Annotated in this window: 20 protein-coding genes and 3 pseudogenes; 10 read left to right on the plus strand and 13 right to left on the minus strand. The window is 40.8% G+C overall.

Annotated elements, in window-relative coordinates; all coding sequences use genetic code 11:
- Positions 1-4 precede the first annotated feature (4 nt).
- From AC0VZ4_RS11090 to istA, 3 genes and pseudogenes are all read right to left on the minus strand, one after another.
- Positions 5-1,264, minus strand: coding sequence for an IS256 family transposase (locus AC0VZ4_RS11090; RefSeq protein ID WP_475439694.1), 1,260 nt, complete (start codon positions 1,262-1,264; stop codon positions 5-7).
- 98 nt (positions 1,265-1,362) lie between these two features.
- Positions 1,363-1,488 (minus strand): annotated as a pseudogene (locus AC0VZ4_RS11095) (ATP-binding protein); the annotation flags it as partial.
- Positions 1,489-1,499: 11 nt separating this feature from the next.
- Complete coding sequence (gene istA, locus AC0VZ4_RS11100; RefSeq protein ID WP_475439695.1) at positions 1,500-3,050, minus strand: IS21 family transposase; 1,551 nt, start codon at positions 3,048-3,050, stop codon at positions 1,500-1,502.
- Between the two features lie 231 nt (positions 3,051-3,281).
- On the opposite strand from istA, the pseudogene AC0VZ4_RS11105 reads away from it, so the two are divergent.
- Positions 3,282-3,461: pseudogene (locus AC0VZ4_RS11105) on the plus strand (IS110 family transposase); the annotation flags it as partial.
- Between the two features lie 28 nt (positions 3,462-3,489).
- On the opposite strand, the gene AC0VZ4_RS11110 reads toward AC0VZ4_RS11105, so the two are convergent.
- Positions 3,490-3,957 carry a hypothetical protein gene (locus tag AC0VZ4_RS11110; protein ID WP_475439696.1) on the minus strand — a complete coding sequence of 156 codons (468 nt, stop codon included), beginning with the start codon at positions 3,955-3,957 and terminating at the stop codon, positions 3,490-3,492.
- Here AC0VZ4_RS11110 and AC0VZ4_RS11115 point away from each other — a divergent pair.
- Both AC0VZ4_RS11115 and AC0VZ4_RS11120 read left to right on the plus strand, forming a co-directional pair.
- On the plus strand, positions 3,936-4,904 hold the full coding sequence (locus AC0VZ4_RS11115) for an IS30 family transposase (RefSeq protein ID WP_475439697.1): 969 nt from the start codon (positions 3,936-3,938) through the stop codon (positions 4,902-4,904). The genes AC0VZ4_RS11110 and AC0VZ4_RS11115 overlap by 22 nt on opposite strands.
- A 264-nt stretch (positions 4,905-5,168) precedes the next feature.
- Positions 5,169-5,432 (plus strand): annotated as a pseudogene (locus AC0VZ4_RS11120) (transposase); the annotation flags it as partial.
- A 504-nt stretch (positions 5,433-5,936) separates the two neighbouring features.
- Here the strand turns inward: AC0VZ4_RS11120 and serS are convergent.
- The 6 genes from serS to lrp form a co-directional block, all read right to left on the minus strand.
- Positions 5,937-7,241 carry a serine--tRNA ligase gene (gene serS / locus AC0VZ4_RS11125; protein ID WP_008133608.1) on the minus strand — a complete coding sequence of 435 codons (1,305 nt, stop codon included), beginning with the start codon at positions 7,239-7,241 and terminating at the stop codon, positions 5,937-5,939.
- A gap of 9 nt (positions 7,242-7,250) precedes the next feature.
- The gene (gene crcB / locus AC0VZ4_RS11130; RefSeq protein ID WP_021032117.1) at positions 7,251-7,631 is read right to left on the minus strand and encodes a fluoride efflux transporter CrcB; all 381 of its coding nucleotides are present in this window, start codon (positions 7,629-7,631) and stop codon (positions 7,251-7,253) included.
- Complete coding sequence (locus tag AC0VZ4_RS11135) at positions 7,624-8,967, minus strand: replication-associated recombination protein A (protein ID WP_475439698.1); 1,344 nt, start codon at positions 8,965-8,967, stop codon at positions 7,624-7,626. The genes crcB and AC0VZ4_RS11135 overlap by 8 nt, the downstream gene beginning before the upstream one ends.
- Positions 8,960-9,586 (minus strand): outer membrane lipoprotein periplasmic chaperone LolA, encoded by a 627-nt coding sequence (lolA, locus tag AC0VZ4_RS11140; RefSeq protein ID WP_342864018.1) that lies wholly within the window; start codon positions 9,584-9,586, stop codon positions 8,960-8,962. The genes AC0VZ4_RS11135 and lolA overlap by 8 nt, the downstream gene beginning before the upstream one ends.
- Entirely contained in the window at positions 9,583-12,084 is a 2,502-nt protein-coding gene (locus AC0VZ4_RS11145) for a DNA translocase FtsK (RefSeq protein ID WP_475439699.1), read from the minus strand. The genes lolA and AC0VZ4_RS11145 overlap by 4 nt, the downstream gene beginning before the upstream one ends.
- Positions 12,085-12,255: 171 nt before the next feature.
- Entirely contained in the window at positions 12,256-12,735 is a 480-nt protein-coding gene (gene lrp, locus AC0VZ4_RS11150) for a leucine-responsive transcriptional regulator Lrp (RefSeq protein WP_475439700.1), read from the minus strand.
- 142 nt (positions 12,736-12,877) lie between these two features.
- Here lrp and ald point away from each other — a divergent pair, with 142 nt between their 5' ends.
- Positions 12,878-13,999 (plus strand): alanine dehydrogenase, encoded by a 1,122-nt coding sequence (gene ald / locus AC0VZ4_RS11155; RefSeq protein ID WP_007375670.1) that lies wholly within the window; start codon positions 12,878-12,880, stop codon positions 13,997-13,999.
- Between the two features lie 173 nt (positions 14,000-14,172).
- Positions 14,173-15,498, plus strand: a complete 1,326-nt coding sequence (locus AC0VZ4_RS11160) for an IS4 family transposase (protein WP_475439701.1) — start codon at positions 14,173-14,175, stop codon at positions 15,496-15,498.
- A gap of 50 nt (positions 15,499-15,548) precedes the next feature.
- On the opposite strand, the gene pssA is transcribed toward AC0VZ4_RS11160, so the two are convergent.
- The gene (gene pssA, locus AC0VZ4_RS11165) at positions 15,549-16,874 is read right to left on the minus strand and encodes a CDP-diacylglycerol--serine O-phosphatidyltransferase (protein ID WP_007375669.1); all 1,326 of its coding nucleotides are present in this window, start codon (positions 16,872-16,874) and stop codon (positions 15,549-15,551) included.
- 287 nt (positions 16,875-17,161) lie between these two features.
- On the opposite strand from pssA, the gene trxB reads away from it, so the two are divergent.
- The 4 genes from trxB (at position 17,162) to infA (ending at position 19,932) form a co-directional block, all read left to right on the plus strand.
- Positions 17,162-18,112, plus strand: coding sequence for a thioredoxin-disulfide reductase (trxB, locus tag AC0VZ4_RS11170; RefSeq protein WP_475439702.1), 951 nt, complete (start codon positions 17,162-17,164; stop codon positions 18,110-18,112).
- 97 nt (positions 18,113-18,209) lie between these two features.
- On the plus strand, positions 18,210-18,926 hold the full coding sequence (gene aat, locus AC0VZ4_RS11175; protein ID WP_096793234.1) for a leucyl/phenylalanyl-tRNA--protein transferase: 717 nt from the start codon (positions 18,210-18,212) through the stop codon (positions 18,924-18,926).
- The gene (locus AC0VZ4_RS11180) at positions 18,919-19,623 is read left to right on the plus strand and encodes an arginyltransferase (RefSeq protein ID WP_475439703.1); all 705 of its coding nucleotides are present in this window, start codon (positions 18,919-18,921) and stop codon (positions 19,621-19,623) included. The genes aat and AC0VZ4_RS11180 overlap by 8 nt, the downstream gene beginning before the upstream one ends.
- A 90-nt stretch (positions 19,624-19,713) precedes the next feature.
- Complete coding sequence (gene infA / locus AC0VZ4_RS11185) at positions 19,714-19,932, plus strand: translation initiation factor IF-1 (RefSeq protein ID WP_002962494.1); 219 nt, start codon at positions 19,714-19,716, stop codon at positions 19,930-19,932.
- A gap of 213 nt (positions 19,933-20,145) precedes the next feature.
- Here infA and clpA read toward each other — a convergent pair whose 3' ends face one another.
- Together clpA and clpS are read right to left on the minus strand one after the other, a co-directional pair.
- Positions 20,146-22,407, minus strand: a complete 2,262-nt coding sequence (clpA, locus tag AC0VZ4_RS11190) for an ATP-dependent Clp protease ATP-binding subunit ClpA (protein ID WP_033030412.1) — start codon at positions 22,405-22,407, stop codon at positions 20,146-20,148.
- Positions 22,408-22,475: 68 nt separating this feature from the next.
- Positions 22,476-22,784: an ATP-dependent Clp protease adapter ClpS gene (gene clpS / locus AC0VZ4_RS11195; RefSeq protein ID WP_007375663.1), complete on the minus strand. Its 309-nt coding sequence runs from the start codon at positions 22,782-22,784 to the stop codon at positions 22,476-22,478.
- Positions 22,785-22,993: 209 nt separating this feature from the next.
- On the opposite strand from clpS, the gene cspD reads away from it, so the two are divergent.
- Complete coding sequence (gene cspD / locus AC0VZ4_RS11200; RefSeq protein WP_002962500.1) at positions 22,994-23,212, plus strand: cold shock domain-containing protein CspD; 219 nt, start codon at positions 22,994-22,996, stop codon at positions 23,210-23,212.
- Positions 23,213-23,513: the final 301 nt, after the last annotated feature.

Here is a 23,513-nt window from a genome sequence, read left to right on the forward strand (position 1 = left end):
ATTGTCAAATCTGGTGTATGAGCTCATCTTGATGCTCTGTTTGATCTTGAGTTATTCTTTCGCCGTCTTTAAATTTTACCCCTGTAATTACTTCAGCCAGTAACTTAAACCCTCGCAAGCGGTACCATTTTTTCTCTGCCGACTGCGCGAGTTTAAAAACCATCATTAAGGTGGTTGTCCGGCTGCCACAACTCTTCACTTTATGCGTTCTCAGCCTTACCGTCGCAAACGTTGACTCTATCGGATTACTCGTTCTTATGTGCATCCAATGCTCAGCAGGATAATCATAAAATGCCAGCATTTCATCTTTATCCTTCATCAAGCAATCCGTCGCTTTTGGGTATTTGACTGAGTAATTTTTAACAAATAAATCATACGCTTTATAAGCAGAAGCTCGACTCTCTGCCATCCAGATATCTTGTAAATTCGCTTTGATTTTAGGTTGCATTGATTTCGGCACTTTGTTTAGCACATTCGCGATTTTATGCACCCAGCAACGTTGATGTTGGGTTGTTGGCCATACTTTGGTGAGGGCATTCCAAAACCCCAGCGCACCATCCCCTATGGCCAATTTTGGTGGTATTGTTAGACCCTGTGAGCGCAACTGATTTAACACTTCAGTCCAGCTCTGCTCAGACTCACGAACCCCGTCAACCACCGCCAATAGCTCCTTTCTGCCCGTTTCATCTACCCCCATAATTACCAGTAAGCACAGCTTATCATCCATTCGAATTTTACTGTAAATCCCATCGGCCCAGATATACACATATCGACGTTTAGCCAAGGAACGTTTAGACCACTGCTGATACTCCGTTTCCCAGGTGGATTTCAACCGAGAGACACTATTGGCCGACAAACCTTTGGCTTGCTCGCCTAAAAGAGACACTAAAGCGGGCTGCATATCACCCGTCGAAATTCCTCGTAAATAGAGCCATGGGATCAGCTCTTCGATATTTTTTGTCCGTTTCAGATAAGGCGGGATCAAGGCACTATTGAATTTAATGCCTTCCTTTTTTCGATCCCTGACTTTAGGTATTTTGACCTCAATATCACCAAGGCCTGTTTGGATCGTACGCTCAGGCTGGTGACCATTTTTGACGATCCGCTGAAGTCCCTCGACGGTCTCATGCTGGTATTGAGCCAATAAAACAGCCAACTCAGCCTCAATCGCTTGAGCTAACAACTGCTGCGCCCCGCTTTTAAGCAACTGCTCTAACGGATTGTCTGGTTTTTCAATGGAAATAACATTATCATTTTCAGTCATTGCGATGTCTCTCTGGTTAATTGTTGATCTGGTCAAGATCAATTAACAGATTACATCGCAATGACTTTTTCTCATACACCAGAAACGACTATAGCTCATAAACTGATGCGCTCTATAAAGCTTTGCTCTTGGTATAAGTTAGGCTGCTCAAGCTGCTGCTTTAATGCGTGTTTTATACCGGATAACTTGAGTAGTTGAAGTTGTTGGTTAATGGTGTCTATCATGATTCATTTCCTTAATGGTAATACTGTGTGCCGCGTATGTTGTCATGCTTTATTGGCTTTTCTGGCTCTGTTTGCTGTGTGGGTAACGGTTGTTGATCCAACCCTTTCTTCAGCATCTGCTTTATTGATTTGAGTGTTGTCGTATTCATTATGATTGCGCGATAACACGCTTGATCAAGCCGTTCTTTTGAATAAGTTTTAGCTAAACTTAACACCCCTAAACAGGCGCGATAAGCGTGCTCGGGGTGACGCCGTCCACTGAGCTGTAACTCAATAACTTGGTGAGTATACTCCCCGATACTTAATGCCCATGAGCGTAAATTTATCGGTGACTGCTCATGCTGTTTTTGATGCGCCAGAGGCATATGATGAGACTGTGTTGTATGCCCTCCTAAACGATGTGAGCGCGGATGCTGTGCGATTAAGGTATCGTCATGATAAAGCTGTACTAGCTGATTGGTTATGTGTGCGCGTAATTGTTTCTTAACCCACTGATACGGCACACTGTAATAATGTTTTTCTATTTCAACATGATAATCAATGTGTACTCGCACCGTTTTGATTTGTGTATAGTGATAGGGCTTTTCAGGCAATGGCTTTAATGCGCTTTTATCCACCATCTCAAATAGCTGTTTACGTGACTGTTGATATTGCTTCATGACCTTATTGTTCATTACATCAAGTAGCTTTGCTATTTCTTGATTTAGGTGCGCTAAGCTGTAGAAGGTTTGCTTGCGTAGACGTGCCATGATCCAACGCTCAACAATTTGTACACCGACTTCAGCCTTCGATTTATCTTTGGGTTTATAAGGTCTAGCCGGTATGACAGCGACATTAAAATACTCGGCTAATTGATGATACGTGGGGTTTAAATCAGGCTCGTAGCGACAGGGTTTACTAACGGCGCTTTTTAAGTTGTCGGGAATAACAAGCTCTGGAACACCGCCTAAAAATGCAAAGCAACGGGCATGACTCATCACCCAATCTTCAAGTTGTTGACTATACGTTGCCTCAGCATAGGTATAATTTGATGCGCCGAGCACGGCAACAAACACTTGAGCAGGTCGTGTTTCCTGTGTTGTAGGGCACGTGATGGTCAGCGTAGGGCCACAATAATCCACAAACAGCTTTTCACCGCCTTTATGATGCTGACGCATCGACAACCGTTGTTTTCCTAACCATTGCCGGTAGGCGCGGCAGAAGTGGCTATAGCTGTAATAAGGCTCACCGACTTTCTCACACAATTCATCGAAGACTAACTGCAACGTCAAATGTTTGTGCTGCTTTAAATCCTTATTGATGGTGAGCCAGTCAGGTGTTGGGTATCTTTTTTGACGGGTTGAGAAGTCCCTGATTTTTGTATTAAGAAAAGTACCGTGTTGTTTATCTTCAGGTAACGGCCATTGGTTTAACCCTAACTCATTGGCCTTTTTAACGTAATTAGCCACAGTGCCAGGGGAGATATTTAAGCTTCTAGCAATCTCTCGATGGGATAATTTTGCTGAATATTTCAGCCGTAAAATAGCATGTAATTTACTCATAGATATAGGTCTTGTTGACATTATTGTTATCCTCATCAAATGATTTAGATAACGGTTTAACATACCTACAAAAATGATAAAACGTGAACTCGGTTACGAGTGGCATTAAGCTTTGATCGGCAAAATCATTAAGAACACAAAAGTGATCATTATAGAGTGATTTTCGTGATCAAAGCTTAATGAGAATAAGTGATCAAAGTTAGTGCCATTGGGTGATCAAAGCTGGGGAGAATATGCAGCCACGATAGTTGGCAGCAAGAAGCCAAAGGAAAACCTCATAATACAATCATCAGATCATTAGCATTTAAGTGGATACGAATCCTATTTAGGTGCTGGAAAACACATACGCCCTATGATGAATCAACTTACTTAACTGCATTGAAAAGTAAGGGATCACCGCTGTTAAAATTTGCGGTGGAAAGTGAGCTTTAGCGCTTGCTGTCCACCTCAGAGCGTGTTGTTAGAGTTCCTTTTTTAATGCCCTAATTTGAATTAAATACCTTTCACCAAAAGGAGTTAGCCTCCAATATGTTTTATTATCTGATACTGCGCGCTTTTTAATACCTGACTCCATAAGGCCCAAAGCTTGAAATTGAACATGAATTTGATCTTCACAAATACGTTGTAGGATTATGTCACTGTAATGAATAAACTCATCATATTCCTCAGGTAACGAATGAAAATATGCTAGCCTTATTTTTTCTGCTAACTCTTCAGTAGAGCACTCACCTGATAATTCAGTTCCACAATATGAGAATAACTTATCCCAAGTTGCTTCTAAAAATACCACTTCTTTTTTCTGTCTTTTTTTATCTATACCTAAATTCGGATAATAAGTGCAATTTCTCAGATTAGATGGCCAGCTGTTATAATTCGGCCATTCTCTCGCCAAAGGAAATTGCTTTAATGAAATATAAACAGCTGACACAAGCAGAAAGATACCAGATTTACGCGTTAATAAAAGCAGGAAATAACCAAAAACAGATAGCTGATGAACTCACTCGTTCACCGTCATCTATCTCTAGAGAGTTAAAACGCAATAAAGGGCTTAAAGGCTATCGACCTAACCAAGCCAATAATTTTGCAGAGCAAAGACGCAAGTCATCTTTCAAAGCAAGTAAGTTAACAGATGATGTTACTGACTGGATTAATAAATTGTTGGTTGACGGACTTTCGCCAGAGCAGGTGGCAGGCCGCTTAGCTTTAGAGAAAAAGGTCGTTTTGCATCATGAAACGATTTATCAATATATTTACAGAGACAAGGCTCGTGGTGGTGAACTACATAAGACACTCACTCGTGCATGTAAAAAGTATAAAAAACGCTATGGAAGCTACGATAAACGTGGACAGATAGTTAATCGAGTCAGTATTGATGAACGCCCAAGTATTGTGGATTCAAAGTCTAGGATTGGTGATTGGGAGGGCGATACAGTGATAGGCAAAGGGCGTAAAAATGCCCTTGTTACAATGGTTGAACGTAAAACGTTATATACAGTCGTTCACAGAATTGAAAGCAAGCATGCGAAAATAACAGCCGATGCGCTGATCAAGTGTATGACACCCTATAAAGGTAAGGTTATTACCGTGACTTTAGATAATGGAAAAGAGTTTGCTCACCATGAGCATGTTGCACAAAAATTAGAAGCGGATGTGTATTTCGCTCACCCATATTCATCATGGGAGCGGGGCATAAATGAGAATACCAACGGCTTACTTAGACGCTTCTTCCCCAAGGGAACTGACTTTATGTCGCTAAGTGAAGCAGAAATACAGGCGGCAGTTGATAAGCTCAACCATCGGCCAAGAAAAACAAGAGGGTATAAAACCCCTCATGAGTTATTTACGGGGCAATCAGAAGTTCTGGTGGCTGCATAATGATTGCACTTAATACTTGAATTCAAGATATAAAGATTTGCGTATAATGTATGAATGTCTTCGCCGTTTTCTAATTCGTCATAGTTTGATGGTTTACCATCTTTTCTACTTAATGCTTCCACTTCTAATTCAGCAATTCTGGTTCTCAGCCTTTCCATCTCAGACAGCATTTCTTGATCGGCAGCATTGTAGTGGTACAGTGATTTTGGCCACCCATTAAGAAAGAAATGTTATGCTAATAAGCATACAAATTTGGGTGAAAAAATGACGAAATTAAAACGCGCAACATATTCAGCGGCAATTAAATTAGAAACGGCTCAGCTTGTAGTAGACCAAGGTTATACGCAAGAAGACGCAGCAAAAGCGATGGGGGTGGGTAAATCAACCGTAAGTAAATGGGTTACTCAATTAAAGCTAGAACGCAATGGTCAGACACCCACAGCTTCACCAATGACGCCCGAACAAATTGAAATCCGCGAACTTAAAAAGCAAATCCAACGCATTGAATTAGAAAAGGATATATTAAAAACCATGTTGCACTGACCACTTGATATCACCAAAACGACTTTTAATAATGTTATTGGACAAAACACTGTTCATACACAGTGTATTTGAAAGTTGAATATTATTTTATGAAATCTCTCTTTCTAACCACAATTAAAGGCCATGTGTATAGCAATCACTATTGTTACAAACTGCACAAAGAGCACTATTGAAGCTTATCTGTTTTGGATAACTGCCTATATCCGCTTTAATAATATTCAACACGCCCTAGATCTATGGGAGATACTCAAGTGAAGTTATGTTTAAACCATTTAGTAAATTCGCAAAATGTAGCGCAAGAAACTGATAAAAGGGACAGGCGTATATTTTTGTCAAATAAATGCAACGCGCTAAAGCACGTCCTACATATTAGCTGAACCTTATTATTACCTTTTTTAACCTAAAACAAAAAAACCGCTGTTCATTACAAACAGCGGCTTTCTAATTAAGATTTACAAGCTTAAAGCTTGCTTAACTTAAACTTGATTTTTATTGCTTACCAATTACTTCAAGTCCACCCATGTATGGGCGTAATACTTCTGGTACTACTACTGAACCATCGGCTTGCTGGTAGTTTTCTAGTATTGCTACTAGTGTACGCCCAACAGCTAAGCCTGAACCATTTAGTGTATGTAGTAACTCTGGCTTTTTAACACCTTCACGACGAAAACGTGCTTGCATTCTACGCGCCTGAAAATCTGCCATGTTTGAACATGATGAAATTTCGCGGTATGTGTCTTGAGCAGGTAGCCATACTTCTAAATCGTATGTTTTAGCTGAGCCAAAGCCCATGTCGCCCATACATAAAATCACTTTACGGTACGGAAGTTCAAGCGCTTGTAGTATTTGCTCTGCGTGACCTGTTAACTCTTCAAGCGTTGCCATTGAGTCTTCTGGTTTTACAAGTTGTACTAATTCAACTTTATCAAACTGGTGTTGACGAATTAAGCCACGAGTATCGCGGCCATAGCTGCCTGCTTCGCTTCTAAAACACGGCGTGTGGGCAACTAAGCGAATTGGTAAATCGCTTTCGTCGTAAATTTCGTCGCGGGCGCTATTTGTAAGCGGTACTTCAGCTGTAGGAATTAAGCTAAAGCCAGCTTGTTGTTCGCCATCGTCATTTACAAGGCCTAATGTGTGGAACAAATCGCCTGCAAATTTAGGTAATTGGCTTGTGCCATAAAGGCTTGCGCTATTAACTAAGTACGGTACATACATTTCTGTGTAGCCGTTTTTATCAGCGTGTGTATCTAGCATAAATTGAGTTAGTGCACGGTGCATACGCGCTACTTGGCCGCGCATTACAGTAAAGCGTGCGCCACTAATTTTAACGCCCATTTCAAAGTCTAAGCCGTTTAGATCTTGGCCTACATCAACGTGATCTTTAACTTCAAAATCGAATTTTTTAGGCGTGCCCCACGTTAAAATTTCAACGTTGTCGTCTTCGTCTTTACCTGCAGGTACTGACTCGTCTGGCAAGTTTGGGATTGCTAAAGCAATGTCGTTAATTGCGGCTAATACTTCATCCTGCTCTGTTTTAGCGGCGTCTAGCTCACTGCCTAAGTTAGCCACTGCATCAAGTAATGGTTGTGCGTCTTCGCCTTTAGCTTTGGCTTGACCAATTGCTTTTGCGCTTGCATTACGTTGACTTTGAAGTTCTTGCGTTTTTACTTGTAATGTTTTGCGTTTTTCTTCAAGTGCCGTTACCGTCGCTACATCGAGTTCGTAACCGCGCGCCGCTAAACGTGCTGCAGTTTGTTCGATGTCTTGACGTAAAAATTTAGAATCTAACATGTTAGTTTTTTAACCTTTTTGCATTACTAGCTGAAGGCCCAGCCAAGCCATAAAAATACACACCATCACGTTTAAGATGATATTGAGGGCCATTTTAATAAAGTGACCTTGTTGTAATAACAACAACGAGTCCATTGAGAATGTTGAAAAGGTGGTTAATGCACCTAAAAAGCCAATACCGATAAGGGTTTTGGCGGGGCTTGCGGTGATAATTTCTTTATCTATCAAACCGTACAAAATGCCCATTAACAATGAACCCAGAATATTAACCGTCAACGTGCCAAAAGGGAATCCCCTACCGAGGAGTTTTAGCATGCTTTCGCTAATAAAAAACCGTAAACACGCACCTGAGGCTCCGCCAAGGGCGATCATCATATAAAGTTTAATCATTTTCGTATCGTTTAAGTGGGCTTTGCGCATCGCGCTCTTTTAGGTAATCGAGTTTTTGTTTGATTTTTTGTTCAAGGCCGCGCTCGCTCGGTAAGTAATATTCTTTACCGTCCATTTCTGGTGGTAAATATTTTTCACCTGCGGCAAATGCGCCTTCTTCATTGTGCGCATAACGGTACTCAGCGCCATACCCTAAGTCTTTCATTAAATTAGTTGGGGCATTACGTAAATGCTCTGGCACTGGGTAACTTGGCTCGTTTTGAGCATCAGCCTTAGCTTGATTAAACGCCATATACACCGCATTACTTTTAGGTGCGCTGGCTAAATACAGTGTGGCTTGTGCAATTGCACGCTCGCCCTCGCTTGGGCCAACACGTTGAAATATATCCCACGCATTTAAAGCCACTTCCATTGCGCGCGGATCGGCGTTACCTATGTCTTCTGTAGCAATGGCAAGTAAACGCCTTGCAACATACAAAGGGTCGCCGCCACCGGCTAAAATTCGGCAATACCAATACAGTGCACCGTCGGGGGAGCTACCACGTACTGATTTATGAAAGGCTGATATTAAATCGTAAAACTCATCGCCGCCTTTATCGTATTTAGCTAAATGCGTTGGTAGCACTTGGCTAAGTACGTGCTCATCTACGTTGTATTGACCGTTTTTCTCGGTTGTTAAGTCAACTGCTTGTTCAAGTAAATTAAGTACTTTACGCGCATCGCCGCCACTTGCTTGGCACAGTGCCTGTTTGGCGTTGTCGGCAATAGTGATGTGTTTTTGGCTTAGCTGCTCGTCTTGTTTAAGTGCGCGCTCTATTACGGTGTATAAGTCGGTATCGGCAAGCGACTTTAAAACATACACGCGTGCACGCGACAATATAGCGTTGTTAAGGGCAAACGATGGGTTTTCTGTGGTTGCACCTACAAATATAAAGGTGCCGTCTTCTATGTGCGGTAAAAAGGCATCTTGTTGGGATTTATTAAAGCGGTGAACTTCGTCAACAAACATAAGGGTTCGTTGGCCACGGCTTTCGAGGTTGTCCCGCGCTTGCGTTACGCTGTCGCGTATATCTTTTACGCCTGCAGTTACCGCCGACATTTGAATAAGTGAGGCATCAGCATGGTTGGCAATTATTTGCGCAAGTGTTGTTTTACCCACACCAGGCGGACCCCATAAAATTAAACTATGGCATCGCCCTGCGACAATGGCTTGATGCAGTGGTTTATCAGCGCTTAATAAATGCTGCTGACCAATATATTCATCAAGCGTTGTAGGGCGCATACGCGCGGCAAGTGGGCGTACATCAGGCCCAAAGTTAAAACCTAAATTACTCACCGTTACTCTGATCGTCTATTTCAACACCTTCGGGAGGCGTAAATTCAAACGTGCTTTTATCAAGCGGCGCATTAACTTGTGCATCATTAAATGTAAATGACGATAGCTGCCCTGAATTGTCGGTAACTACTAATTTAGCAAGGCCTTGCTCATTACCTGCAAAGGTTATATCAAGTTGCTCAACTTGGCTTTCTACGCCTTTATTTGGTGTTACGCTAAAACCTGTATTTGTTGCAAGTACGCTGTACTTTTCCCATTGTGCTGGATCTTTTGAGGTAAGTAACACAAACGGTGTTGAATCGATTAAACCGCTGGTTTTCATAATCGTTACTTGCTCAGCAAAGCTGTCGAAGTAATAAGTTTTATCACCGTTTGATACAAATAACGTATCGTCTGGGTTTGTTTGCTGCCAGCGAATCATCATAGGCTGTTGAAGCGCTATTGTGCCCTCGCCTTGCATAACAGCTTGGCCTTCTTTGTCTGTTACTTTTTGTGCAAACTGCGCTTTGAAACTTTTTAAAGTGGCAAGTCTGTCTTGTAATGCTTGGCTGTCGTCAGCAAAGCTTGGTGCGGCAAGTACGCTGCCTAATACTAATAATAAGGCGTTAACTTTTTTCATGAATTTGCTCCATTAGGCACTAATACATCGCGAGCACCGTTATGACCTGGTGAACTCACGATACCCGATGTTTCCATTTGTTCTACTAAACGTGCTGCGCGGTTATAGCCAACACGTAATTTACGTTGCACTGACGATACCGATACTTTGCCGGTTTCAATTACAAACGACACAGCTTCGTCGTATAACGGGTCTGATTCTTCATCTGCGTTTTCGCTAGCTTCACCTGGTAATAAAATATCTTCACTGGCATCACCATTGAGTATTTCATCAATATAATTTGGTTTAGCACGCGCTTTCCAATCGTTTACTACGGCGTGTACTTCGTGGTCGTCTACAAATGCGCCGTGCACACGCTCTGGTACGCTAGTGCCTGGCGGTAAATAAAGCATGTCACCCATACCTAGTAAGTTTTCGGCGCCTTGTTGGTCAAGTATTGTCCGTGAATCTATTTTGCTCGATACCTGAAACGCCATACGTGTTGGGATATTAGCTTTAATTAAGCCAGTAATTACATCTACCGACGGACGCTGCGTAGCAAGCACTAAGTGAATGCCTGCCGCACGTGCCTTTTGGGCTATACGTGCAATAAGTTCTTCTACTTTTTTACCTACAATCATCATCATGTCGGCAAATTCGTCTATTACTACAACAATACTTGGTAATTTACCTAGCTCGTCGGGGCCTTCTTTCATGCCATCAGTGTCTTTAAATAATGGATCAAGAATTGGGTAACCCGCTTCATTGGCTTCAAGCACTTTTTGGTTGTAACCTTTTAAGTTACGCACACCCAATGCTGACATTAATTTATAACGACGTTCCATTTCGCCAACACACCAACGCAGTGCGTTAGCGGCTTCTTTCATGTCGGTCACTACTTCACACAATAAATGCGGAATGCCTTCATATACTGAAAGCTCAAGCATTTTAGGGTCAATCATGATCATACGTACATCGTCAGGACCCGATTTGTACAGCAAGCTTACTATCATGACATTAACGCCCACTGATTTACCCGAACCGGTTGTACCGGCCACCAATAAGTGTGGCATTTTACCTAAATCAGCACATACCGGCTGACCGGCAATGTCTTTACCAAGCACCATGGTAAGTGGCGACGGATTTTGCTCAAATTTAGGGGCGTTTATAACTTCTGATAAACGAACTATTTCACGGTGTTTATTTGGAAGTTCAATACCAACATAGGTTTTACCTGGAATAACTTCTACAACACGTACACTAATTGCCGAAAGCGAACGGGCTAAATCTTTAGCTAAGCCTGTAATTTTAGACACTTTAATACCTGGCGCTAAATCGAGTTCAAAACGCGTAACAACGGGGCCAGGGTATACTGCTACTACGGTTGCTTGTACGTTAAAGTCGAGCAGCTTTGTCTCGACTAGGCGCGATACTGTATCGAGCTCTTCTTGCGAAATTGGGTTTTTAGCTTTGTCCGGTCTATCGAGTAAATCGAGTGACGGTAATGGCCCCGGTGGTGGCTCTTGCGTTAATAATTGCTCAAATTTTTCTTTTGCTGTTGGTGGTGGCTGATAGGCTGCTTTTGGCTTAGGCATTGGCCTTGCTGGTGATACAACCGTTGTAACTGGCTTTTCAGGTTCTACAACTTGGCTTTGATCAAGTGCATTTAATGCAGCAGCCGTGTCCATTGGCTCGTCGTCTATGGCGCTAAAGCCAATTTCTTGATCGAGTATATCGTCGAGTTCATCAAACGGAATAAAGTCATCACTAATTTGTGGCTCGCTAAATGGCGTTTGCGGTTTGTTAATTGCTTTTTGTTTATCTGCTTTTTTAGCCGATGTAGGCAGCTCTATTTGCTCTTTTATATCGTCTTCAAAATGGGCGTCTACTTCATCGTTATTATTTACTGTACCTGCAGCGTGTTCTCGGTGCATCCAGCCTTTTGCATACGACACGATAAAACGATAAAACCTAACCATTAAATCTCCAAGATAATCAACAAAATCAACCCACGATACACCCGTTAATAAGGTAAGCCCTGCAAAAAAGAAACACAGCAATAATATAGATGTACCGGTAAAGTTAAATGCAGGCATCATAGCTGATGCAATAACATCGCCCACTACCCCACCAGAAGAGAAGTTATAAATATCGTCAAAGTTGATACTGCTAATAGCGGTAGCTGAGGTAATAAATAAAGCAAAACCAATAACTCGCAGCGCTAAAGTAGTGTAATCAAGCTGTAAAATGCGGTGAGGTTGTTTAAATAACAAGTAGCCAAATAATTGAATGGCAGCAGGTACTAAATAAGCCAACCAACCAAAAGTAAGTAATAAAATGTCAGCTATCCATGCACCAGCTGTGCCCGTAATATTTTTTACGTTTCTAAATTCACCAGTTTGCGACCACGAAGGATCAACTGGATCAAAGCTGATTAAGGCACATAAAATAAATATTGCTGTAAAGGTACTGATAATCAGCCCTGTTTCTAATAGTCTTTGCACACCGTTTAGGCGCATAGTTCCCTATTCCTCTTTATTATTCTATTTTATTCACACTTACTTAGCAGTGAAATACCTTAGCAGGAAATGCAATTTGTTGCACTTTATCTTAACCTTGATGGCCTGATTATGAACACGTTTTTATAATTTAGGCAGATAAAAGCAAATGTCAGCCTATTATAAATACTGTTAAGCAATATACGGGCGAATAATTACACCTTCTTCACCTTTTACTTCTTCCATTACTACATAAGTACGGCTTTCACTTACATTTGGAAGTTTCAATAGTATGTCGCCTAATACGCCACGGTATTCTGACATATCATTTACGCGTGTTTTAAGTAAAAAGTCGAAATTACCCGACACCAAATGGCATTCTATAATTTCTTCATGCTTTTTTACAGCAGCACTGAACTCATCAAATACATCGGGTGATGTTTTGGTAATTGTTACCTCTACATACACCGATAAACCTTGCCCAAGCTTAGCAGGGTTGACCACTGCTTTGTAACCTAATATGTAACCTTCTCGTTCTAGTTTTTTTACCCGTTCGAGACAGGGCGTGGCGCTTAGGCCAACTCGTCTGGCCAGTTCAACATTGGAAAGGCGTCCATCATGTTGTAATTCCATCAAAATTTTCCGGTCAATTCTATCTAATAACTGATGCATAGTACCAACTAGTTTTTTATGCTGTTTATTTTTATTATTTAGATAATAACACTAGAATCCACTTTAAAAAAGGTGAGACACACTGGCTTATGATGAATATAATAGTGAAAAATGTTAATCCGTTCTTAATAAGGCAAATGTTATGATTATTGGTGTACCTAAAGAAATTAAAAACCATGAATACCGTGTAGGTATGGTTCCTGCGAGTGTTCGTGAATTAGTAAACCACGGTCACCAAGTGATTGTAGAAACTGATGCAGGCATGGGGATTGGTTTTACTAACGAAGACTACACACAAGCAGGTGCTGAAATTTTAGCAACTGCTGCTGATGTTTTCGCTAAAGCCGACATGATTGTAAAAGTAAAAGAGCCACAAGCTGTTGAACGTGCAATGCTACGTGAAGACCAAATCCTTTTCACTTACTTACACCTTGCACCTGATCTTCCACAAACTGAAGACCTTGTAAAAAGCAAAGCTATTTGTATTGCATACGAAACTGTAACTGACTCACGCGGTGGTTTACCGCTTCTTGCGCCTATGAGCGAAGTGGCTGGTCGTATGTCTATTCAAGCTGGTGCACAAGCGCTAGAAAAGTCTAACCACGGTCGTGGCATGCTACTAGGTGGCGTACCAGGCGTTGAAGCTGCTAAAGTTGTTGTAATTGGCGGCGGCATGGTTGGTCGTAGCGCAGCTCAAATGGCTGTTGGCCTTGGTGCTGAAGTTGTGGTTCTTGATCGTAACATCGACGTATTACGTGCACTAGACGCGCAATTTGGTAATAAAGTAAAAGCTATTTACTCAACTGCTGATGCACTAGAAAAACACGTACTAGAAGCTGATTTAGTAATTGGTGGCGTACTAATCCCAGGTGCAGCTGCACCTAAACTAGTCACTGCAGAGCACATTAAAGCAATGAAACCTGGCTCTGCAATTGTTGACGTTGCAATCGACCAAGGTGGCTGTATTGCTACCTCTAAAGCAACGACGCATGCTGATCCTACTTTCATCGTTGATGAAGTTGTTCACTACTGTGTTGCTAACATGCCAGGTGCTGTTCCACGCACATCTACGTTTGCACTTAACAATGCAACATTGCCTTTCATCATTAACCTTGCAAATAAAGGTTATAAAAAGGCGCTACTAGATGACGCTCACTTCTTAAAAGGCTTAAACGTAATTAAAGGCCAAGTAACTTACAAAGAAGTAGCACAAGCGTTCAACATGGAATATGTTGACCCACGCACAGCGGTAGAAAACGCATAATTTAGCGTTTTCTAGTTAGGTTGGTATTAAATAACATAGTAACTTAACTACAACTCATAAAAAAAGCAGCTAATTAGCTTAATGCCGATCAGTTAAGAAATATTTGACGATCCATTGACCGATCTTCTGGTTAGTTTATAAAGGCTTCTGAATTTATTCAGGAGCCTTTTATTTTGCAACTCACTACCGCACTTTCTCTTGCCAATAGCTACGCACCCAATTCAGAAGGCTTAGGTCAACTGAGTGATTTTTTATGTCCTGACTTTATCAAACAATGCGCTGAAACCGCTGGTGTCGCGACGATAAGGAAAAGAAGGCTTCCTGTTGAGATGGCCGTTTGGACAGTCATTTGTATGTCGTTTTATCGTGAAGACCCACTGTGGAGTATTGTCAGTAAATTAGGGCTCGCTTTACCAGGTAAAAAAGAACTCGTTGCACCCAGTGCGGTTGTACAGGCTAGGCAGCGGCTTGGGGCTGATGCCGTTAAACAGGTTTTTGAGAAAAGTCAGCAAATGTGGAATGCTGATGCGAACCATCCCACATGGTGCGGGCTATCACTACTGGGTGTTGATGGTGTTATTTGGCGCACACCGGATACTGCTGAAAATCAACATGCATTCTCCGTGTGGAAAAATCAGCATGGTGACACGGCTTTCCCTCAGGTTCGCATGGTGTGTTTGATGGAGTTAACTAGCCATTTATTAATGGGGAGCGCCTTTGATAGTTGTCGTACTAGTGAAATGGTGTTGGCTGAAGACTTAATCGAGGCAACACCCGATAACTCACTGACGTTATTTGATAGAGGCTTCTATTCTCTAGGCTTACTCAATCGTTGGCATCATGCTGGGGGAAATAGGCATTGGCTTCAACCGATGAGAAAAGGCACGCAATATGAAATTGTTCGCTCTTTAGGCCGTCAAGACAAACTTATCAAGCTAAAAGCAACAGCACAAGCGAGAAAAAAGTTCGACGATTTACCACAGAGTATTGAAGTCAGGCTAGTCACAAAAACGGTTAAGGGGAAAGAAGTGAATATACTCACTTCACTGACTGATCCAATGCGTTTCCCTAAGGCTGACATTGTTGACCTCTATAGTGAACGATGGGAAATTGAACTTGGTTATCGAGAAATGAAACAAACGTTACTGAATAGTCACTTCACGCTACGCAGCAAGAAACCTGAGATGATAGCGCAAGAATTATGGGGCGTAATGTTGAGCTATAACTTGCTCCGATACCAGATGGTGAAAATGGCGCAGAAAAAGTCTGGAATATATGCAAAACACCTGAGTTTTACGACGTGTGCTATTAGTATTATTAACCTTATTCATACAATGTTTATAGAAAATGCAGGACGGATACCTAAATCAATAGAGCAATTACAAGCTCAAGTTGAACATCACATATTGCCGATAAAACGGGAGCGGGCGTATCCGAGGTGTGTGAAACCAAAACCCAGTAAATACCCCAATAAAAAACGCCAGTCAGCTGTTAACTGACTGGCATTAAGCTAATTAGCTGCTTTTTTTGTGTCTGATTTAAAATGAATTTATATAAAACGCTTGATTATAAAATCTACTTTTACACGCTTAGCTTGGCCAAGTAGTTTTTTAACTGGCTGCGGGTAATCATCCATCGTTTCTAAATCATCTGGGCCTGTTAAACGGCGACAGTGTTGTAAAATTTCATGCTTTTCGTTATCAATGGCATCCATAATTGTTTGCTCTGGATCTTCTATTAAAATACCATTTTCGATATCAAGGCCCCATGCACGCGGATTTAAGTTATGCCCGCTCAGTAAATGTTTTGTTCTATCTGAACAAATACCTTTTAAATGAAACGAATTACTTCCATCTTTCCACAAATACACATTTAAATTGCCGTTATCGATATGGCGTTTTTGCGTTTTTACAAACTTATGCAAAATAGTTTCGTATAAATAAGGTAGTGCCCCTATTTTACTAAACGGCTCACTTGGCGGTAAATAAAAGTCATTTGCTGTTTTATCGCCTACCACAATAGTCACTTGTTTGCCTTGCTTTAATAAACGGCGCAGTGATCGCATAAGCGGCGCCGGAAAATTAAAGTATGGCGTATACAACACAAGCTCTTGCTCTGTGGTATCAAATAACGCTTTTATTAAACGATTTAATTCGTTATTACGACGGCCAAGCCCCAAAAATAAACGAATACCTAATGCTTGCGTATTTAGTTGCTCTGCTGCGTTATAACTGGCGGCCTTTAAATCACGCATTAATTGCTTTTGGTCAAGTTTGAAGTCGTGTAAACGTTTAAGCGGTCGTGTGTCTATGCGTGGCACAGCAACGGAGCTAATTAGCTTTGTCTCAATAAAATCAACCACTGATTCACACAGTTCGCTCTGCGTTATTAAAAAGTAACGATCGAGTCTGTAGCGTTCGTTATACTGCAAATACACGTTGTTTAAGCTTGCGCCGCTGTAAAGTAAGGTATCGTCAATGACAAACCCCTTTAAATGCAATACGCCAAATAATTCTTTAGCTTTTACAGGTACGCCATAAACTTGTACGTTCGATTTAAACTTTTCTAAATCGTCACAGTATAAACTTGCATTGCCGTCAGACTTCTCTGCACCAATAAGACCACGTTGCGCACGATGAAAATCCACCAGCACTTTTATTTCAAGTGCTGGGTTTGTTAATGACACACGATGCAAAGCTTCTAAAATTTCGCGACCTGCTTCGTCATCTTGTAAATAAAGCGCTGTGATATAAATTCGTTTTTTTGCGCTACTAATCAAACGTAGCAATTGCGTTCGGTAATCTTGCGCATTGGTTAAGACGTTAACGTCTTTTGAAGTCAACCCGAATGCGGGTTTTTCCTGCCAAAATAACATAGTTGCCTATTCACTTGGGTCACATGATTTATCAGTGACAAATAAAATTAGGTAAAACATAACAAAAAAAATCAAAGTGGTCATGAATTAACGTTGTTTTGTTGCCTGTTAGTCTATTTATTGAGCTACTTTACTTTATTAAACGCAAAAGCCACAATCTCTAGTACACAATACTGCACAGCTTTTCGATTTACTAAAAAAAATAATCTCGGATTTTGTTTACTTCTGCCTTGTTTTTCTTAGAATCGAGCGCATTAAAGACCGTATTAAACGTTTAGGAAAAAATAATGACTGAAGCAAAACATTGTAAGCTACTAATTTTAGGCTCTGGCCCAGCTGGTTATACTGCCGCAGTATATGCAGCACGTGCAAATTTAAACCCTGTTTTAATTACAGGCATTCAACAAGGTGGCCAATTAACAACCACGACTGAAGTTGAAAACTGGCCTGGTGATGCACACGGCTTAACAGGTCCTGCATTAATGGATCGTATGAAAGAGCACGCTGAGCGCTTTGAAACTGAAATTGTGTTTGATCACATTAATAAAGTAGATGTATCTAAGCGCCCTTTCACACTAACTGGCGACCAAGGTACTTACACATGTGATGCGTTAATCATTGCAACGGGTGCGTCTGCTAAATACTTAGGCTTAGAGTCTGAAACTAATTTCCAAGGCCGTGGTGTTTCGGCATGTGCTACATGTGACGGCTTTTTCTATAAAGGTCAGAAAGTAGCGGTTGTTGGTGGTGGTAATACAGCGGTTGAAGAAGCGCTTTACTTATCTAACATTGCTGACGAAGTACATGTTATTCATCGTCGTGATAGTTTCCGCAGTGAAAAAATACTTGCTGACCGCCTTGCTGAAAAAGCAGCAAACGGTAACGTTGTAATGCATTACAACCGCACGCTTGACGAAGTATTAGGCGACCAAATGGGTGTAACAGGCGTTCGTATTAAAGATGCACACTCTGATGCAACTGAAGAACTAGATTTAGCCGGTGTATTTATTGCTATTGGCCATAAGCCAAATACAGATATGTTTGTTGGCCAACTAAAAATGAAAGATGGCTACTTAGTTGTAGAGTCTGGATTGAACGGTAACGCGACTCAAACAAGTGTAGAGGGCGTTTTTGCTGCTGGTGATGTATCTGACCACATTTACCGTCAAGCAATCACATCAGCGGGTACAGGCTGTATGGCTGCTCTTGATGCAGAACGTTTCTTAGATAATTTATAAGCAATTAAATAAATTATTATAGGGCTGATTATTCAGCCCTTTTTTTATGCCTAAAATATAGTTACACTTTTACGATCAATTATAAGATAAGTACTGTATGAGAAATCAGCTATACCAATTAAGCGAAAACGATATAGCATTCCCCAATCCGGAATACGCATTAGAATCCCCTGATGGCTTACTCGCAATTGGCGGAGATTTAAGTTTACCTCGCCTAAGTAATGCCTACAAAAGCGGAATATTCCCTTGGTTTAGTGAAGATGAGCCTATTATGTGGTGGTCGCCGAGCGAACGCGGGATTTTTGAACTGGATGATTTTCATATAAGTAAGAGTCTGCGTAAGCATTTAAAAAAGCACCCTGTGAGAGTAACCATTAATAATGCCTTTGAAGAGGTGATAGAAGCATGTCGCGATCAACGCCTTGACACCGATGGTACCTGGATCACTTCTGACATGCTCAACGCTTACGTTAATGCACACAATGCGGGCATTGCTCATAGTTTAGAGGTGTGGAGTAACGGAGAGCTTGCAGGAGGCTTATACGGTATTATGCAAAATGGTGTATTTTGTGGCGAGTCGATGTTTCATCATCAAACCAATTGCTCTAAGCTTGCGATGTGGGCACTGGTAAATTGGCTTAAACGTCACAATGCGCATTTTATTGATTGCCAGTTAGAAAACCCTTATTTAATGACCCTCGGTGCACAAGTAATTCCTCGCTCAACATTTTTGACTAAACTAAAAGCTGCACATAGCTATATCGTTAACCCTATTATGTGGGAGCCACAAGAACTTGACGCAATCTATGAATGAACAACTTCCTGCACGTGTTGGTTTAACCCAAGAGTTTGACTGTAGTTATTTGCCCAACAGACAAGAACAACTTTTAGTTATTCTAGATCCTAGTTGCTACAGTACCGACAAATTTGAGTCATTATTAGGTTTAGGGTTTCGTCGCAGTGGTAACCAAATATACCGCCCGCATTGCCCAATATGCAGTGCATGTAATTCTGTACGTGTATTAGCACAAGACTTTATCCCCTCAAAATCGCAAAAACGTAAACTAAACAAAGCAAAAAGCCAGTTTGAAGTGAAATATTCGACGCAAGAGCGACCTGAGTACTATCCGCTTTATAGTAAGTACATAACAATGCGTCACCAGGATGGAAGTATGTATCCTCCTGAAAAAGAACAGTTTCAAAGCTTTTTACTTTGCAGTTGGCTCAAAATCACATTTGTTGAACTATGGCACCAAGATACTTTAGTCGCAGTTGCCGTAACTGATTGTATGAATAGCGCTATTTCTGCAATCTATACCTTTTTCGACCCCGATTTTGAACACTATAGTTTAGGCTCTGTGATGATATTAGAGCAGCTTAGATTTGCAAAAGAGCAAAATAAGCAATACGTGTACTTGGGCTATCAAATTGATGAATGCAACAAAATGAAGTACAAAACTCAGTTTTTACCAGCTCAAAAACAGCTTAATGATGAGTGGGTGGCTATTTAATTTGCAAATATAGCCCCTGCGCCTTTACTTATTGGTGTATTTTGGGCAAAATCTGCAGCGTTTAACTATTAAAGAGGTGTTACGCTAAACATGGCGAAAGAAGACGTAATCGAAATGCAAGGGACAGTCCTTGATACTTTACCAAATACAATGTTCCGAGTTGAGCTAGAAAATGGTCACGTAGTTGTGGCTCATATTTCAGGCAAAATGCGCAAAAACTATATCCGTATTTTAACCGGCGATAAAGTAACGGTAGAAATGACTCCTTACGATTTATCGAAAGGTCGTATCGTATTCCGTGCTCGCTAAGTAAGTGCGTAAACGAGATTTAGTTTTTGGCTAGTGTTTTACTAGCTTTAAGCGTTTATTAAATGTAATTGATAGACATTGACTAGCAATTACATTTAATAAACAAAAAGCCCAGTTTTTACTGGGCTTTTTGTTGCCTATAAAAAGGGCAAAAAAATGGCCCGCTATTATGTAGCGAGCCATTTTATTTAACTAAACTTTTTAATTAACGTTTTACGCTGGTGTTAAGCTACTCTCGTAATCAAACCGAATCTTCTTGTCTTTAACCGATACTTTAACCGTACCGCCATCAACAAGTTCACCAAACAGTATTTCGTTAGCTAATTGCTTTTTAAGCTCTTCTTGAATAACACGTGCCATTGGTCGTGCACCCATTGCTTTATCGTAGCCTTTATCTGCCAACCACTCACGTGCTTTAGACGTAAGCTCAAGGTTAACCGATTTTTTATCAAGCTGGGATTGCAGCTCCACAATAAATTTATCAACCACCATTAAAATAACTTCACGTTCAAGGTGATTAAACCAAATGATGTTATCTAAACGGTTTCTAAATTCTGGCGAGAATACTTTATTAATTTCGCCCATTGCATCATGCGTGTGATCTTGCTCTGTAAAACCAATCGACTTACGTGTGGTTTCTTGCACACCAGCGTTAGTTGTCATTACCACAACTACATTTCTAAAATCGGCTTTACGACCGTTATTATCGGTTAACGTACCGTGATCCATTACCTGTAGTAGGATGTTATAAATGTCTGGATGCGCTTTTTCAATCTCATCTAAAAGTACAACTGCATGTGGGTTTTTAATAACAGCTTCTGTTAATAAACCACCTTGCTCAAAGCCAACATATCCTGGTGGAGCACCAATTAATCGACTTATAGCATGGCGCTCTACATATTCAGACATATCAAAACGAATAAACTCAACACCCATGCATTTAGCAAGCTGTTTAGTGACTTCTGTTTTACCCACACCGGTAGGTCCTGCAAATAAGAACGAGCCAACTGGTTTTTCTTCGCTTGATAAACCAGAGCGAGATAAACGAATAGCTGATGTAAGCGCGTCAATAGATTGATCTTGCCCAAATACAAGCATTTTAAGATTACGGTCTAGGTTTTTAAGCGTTTCTTTATCTGTTGACGATACGCTTTGCGCTGGGATACGTGCCATTTTAGATATAATTAGTTCTATATCTGCCACGCCAATGGTTTTTTTACGTTTAGAGCTAGGTTGCAGGCGCTGACTTGCACCGGCTTCATCAATTACATCAATTGCTTTATCTGGCAAGTGGCGTTCATTAATGTATTTAGCACTTAGCTCTGCTGCTGCTTTTAATGCTTTTTGAGTATAACGAATACCATGGTGCTCTTCGTAACGCTCTTTTAAGCCATTTAATATTTTGGTGGTATCGGCAACACTTGGTTCAAGTACATCTATTTTTTGAAAACGACGTACTAGTGCACGATCTTTCTCAAAAATATTTTTATACTCATTGTAAGTTGTTGAACCCATACAACGTAACTTTCCACTTGAAAGCAGTGGTTTAAGCAAGTTTGATGCATCCATAACGCCACCAGACGCTGCGCCGGCACCAATTATGGTATGTATTTCATCAATAAATAAAATAGACCCAGGCTGTGCTTGTAGCTCTTTTAATAAGCTTTTAAAGCGCTTTTCAAAATCGCCACGGTATTTAGTACCCGCAAGCAATGCCCCCATATCTAGCGAGTACACAACTGCATCTGCAATTACTTCTGGTACTTGCTCGTTAACAATACGATACGCTAAGCCTTCGGCAATTGCTGTCTTACCAACACCTGCTTCACCAACTAGTAATGGGTTGTTCTTTTTGCGACGACACAATACTTGTACCGTGCGCTCTACTTCGCTGTCACGTCCAATCAAAGGGTCTATATTGCCTTCACGTGCTTGAACGTTTAAGTTGGTTGTAAAGCTGTCTAGCTTGCTTGCTTCTTCATTTTGAACTTCTTGCACTTCTTCATGAATATCATCGGTATCATCCCCTAACTCATCATCGGCTTTAGAAATACCGTGTGAAATAAAGTTAACAATATCTAAACGCGATACATCTTGCTTTTTAAGTAAATAAACAGCTTGGCTCTCTTGCTCAGAAAAAATAGCAACTAGCACGTTTACGCCAGTAACTTCATTTTTACCTGACGATTGCACATGAAATACCGCACGCTGTAATACACGCTGAAAACCAAGCGTTGGCTGAGTTTCACGTTCTTCTTCTAGATCTGGGATGACGGGTGTTGTTTCGTCAATAAATTCTAATAATTCGGTTTTTAAGCCAGAAAGATTAACACCGCACGCATTTAGGGCTTCTCCTGCTGAAGGATTATCTAACAGCGCAAGTAAAAGGTGCTCTACGGTCATAAACTCATGACGGCGAGTGCGCGCTTCACGAAACGCGGCATTTAATGTGAGTTCTAAGTCTTTGTTTAGCATTGGCAACCCCTTACTGAGATAATAATTTATACCACAACAATCGGATGTTTGATCACCCTAGTTGGTATTTATTCCTGCTCACAACTACAAAGCAGTGGATGCTCGTTATCACGCGCGTAGCGGTTAACTTGTTCAACCTTAGTATGGGCTACATCGGCGCTGTAAACACCGCAAATACCCTTACCTTTTTCATGAACCTGAAGCATCACGTCGGTTGCTCTATCGCTATCCATATTAAAAAACGTCGTTAAAACTTCTATTACAAAGTCCATCGGCGTGTAGTCGTCGTTATTTAAAACAACTTTATATTTTCGCGGTGGTTGTAGCTTTTGCTTTTCACTGTCGCGAACTGTGTCAATTACACCTGAATCTTTCATACCACTCATAATTAAATATAGTCTTGTCTTTGTAACTCAAGCAAACTTGAATAAAAAATAAATAAAATGTTAAAAAAATAACTCAAAACACTTGACTGGTTGGCTAAATAAACTACAGTCAAACATAGATTGATTAAACCTTAATCAGTCTAGCAAATTATACGGTTTAGAATAACTAAATTAGTCAACTTATTGAAGGATGTAGAAGTATGGCTTGCGGTAAAGTTAAATGGTTCAACAACGCCAAAGGTTTTGGTTTCATCGTAGAAGACGGCTGCGAGAATGATATTTTCGCTCATTACTCAACTATTGTAATGGACGGATATAAAACACTTAAAGCTGGTCAAGATGTAACTTTCGAATTAGAACAAGGGCCTAAGGGCCTCCACGCTAAAAATATTGCCCCTGATGGCGACATTATAGAGTGAACAATGTTCTGTTCGACTAAAGCGAGTGACCTTTTTAGATCCTCGCTTAATTCCTTAAGCATACTTTTATCTCTTCACCCTTATTTATTGCCCCTTTTTGCCCAAATTCAACCCTTTTCCTTGAATTTATTTTATATACCCCAATGTTCTAAGAGTTAATTGTTTAACTGAGTATTGAGCTCCTTCATACTCTGGCCCTTTTTATTTAAGCTTGTTACACTCTTAATGCTAGAACAGCGCATTAACACAACAGTTATCATACTTTTGCCAGTTTTAAATGTACTAGGCTAAAGGCTGATTT

It is taken from the genome of Pseudoalteromonas sp. QJM3NY_22 (assembly GCF_056173065.1).

What these genes read in the sequence shown, in the direction of transcription:
- infA (WP_002962494.1), top strand. Translation starts at nt 19,714, where the DNA reads ATGGCGAAAGAAGACGTAATCGAAATGCAAGGGACAGTCCTTGATACT.
- ald (WP_007375670.1), top strand. Translation starts at nt 12,878, where the DNA reads ATGATTATTGGTGTACCTAAAGAAATTAAAAACCATGAATACCGTGTA.
- clpA (WP_033030412.1), bottom strand. Translation starts at nt 22,407, where the DNA reads ATGCTAAACAAAGACTTAGAACTCACATTAAATGCCGCGTTTCGTGAA.
- AC0VZ4_RS11090 (WP_475439694.1), bottom strand. Translation starts at nt 1,264, where the DNA reads ATGACTGAAAATGATAATGTTATTTCCATTGAAAAACCAGACAATCCG.
- lrp (WP_475439700.1), bottom strand. Translation starts at nt 12,735, where the DNA reads ATGCATCAGTTATTAGATAGAATTGACCGGAAAATTTTGATGGAATTA.
- AC0VZ4_RS11115 (WP_475439697.1), top strand. Translation starts at nt 3,936, where the DNA reads ATGAAATATAAACAGCTGACACAAGCAGAAAGATACCAGATTTACGCG.
- lolA (WP_342864018.1), bottom strand. Translation starts at nt 9,586, where the DNA reads ATGAAAAAAGTTAACGCCTTATTATTAGTATTAGGCAGCGTACTTGCC.
- aat (WP_096793234.1), top strand. Translation starts at nt 18,210, where the DNA reads ATGAGAAATCAGCTATACCAATTAAGCGAAAACGATATAGCATTCCCC.
- clpS (WP_007375663.1), bottom strand. Translation starts at nt 22,784, where the DNA reads ATGAAAGATTCAGGTGTAATTGACACAGTTCGCGACAGTGAAAAGCAA.
- pssA (WP_007375669.1), bottom strand. Translation starts at nt 16,874, where the DNA reads ATGTTATTTTGGCAGGAAAAACCCGCATTCGGGTTGACTTCAAAAGAC.
- trxB (WP_475439702.1), top strand. Translation starts at nt 17,162, where the DNA reads ATGACTGAAGCAAAACATTGTAAGCTACTAATTTTAGGCTCTGGCCCA.
- AC0VZ4_RS11145 (WP_475439699.1), bottom strand. Translation starts at nt 12,084, where the DNA reads ATGCGCCTAAACGGTGTGCAAAGACTATTAGAAACAGGGCTGATTATC.
- istA (WP_475439695.1), bottom strand. Translation starts at nt 3,050, where the DNA reads ATGTCAACAAGACCTATATCTATGAGTAAATTACATGCTATTTTACGG.
- serS (WP_008133608.1), bottom strand. Translation starts at nt 7,241, where the DNA reads ATGTTAGATTCTAAATTTTTACGTCAAGACATCGAACAAACTGCAGCA.
- AC0VZ4_RS11180 (WP_475439703.1), top strand. Translation starts at nt 18,919, where the DNA reads ATGAATGAACAACTTCCTGCACGTGTTGGTTTAACCCAAGAGTTTGAC.
- cspD (WP_002962500.1), top strand. Translation starts at nt 22,994, where the DNA reads ATGGCTTGCGGTAAAGTTAAATGGTTCAACAACGCCAAAGGTTTTGGT.
- crcB (WP_021032117.1), bottom strand. Translation starts at nt 7,631, where the DNA reads ATGATTAAACTTTATATGATGATCGCCCTTGGCGGAGCCTCAGGTGCG.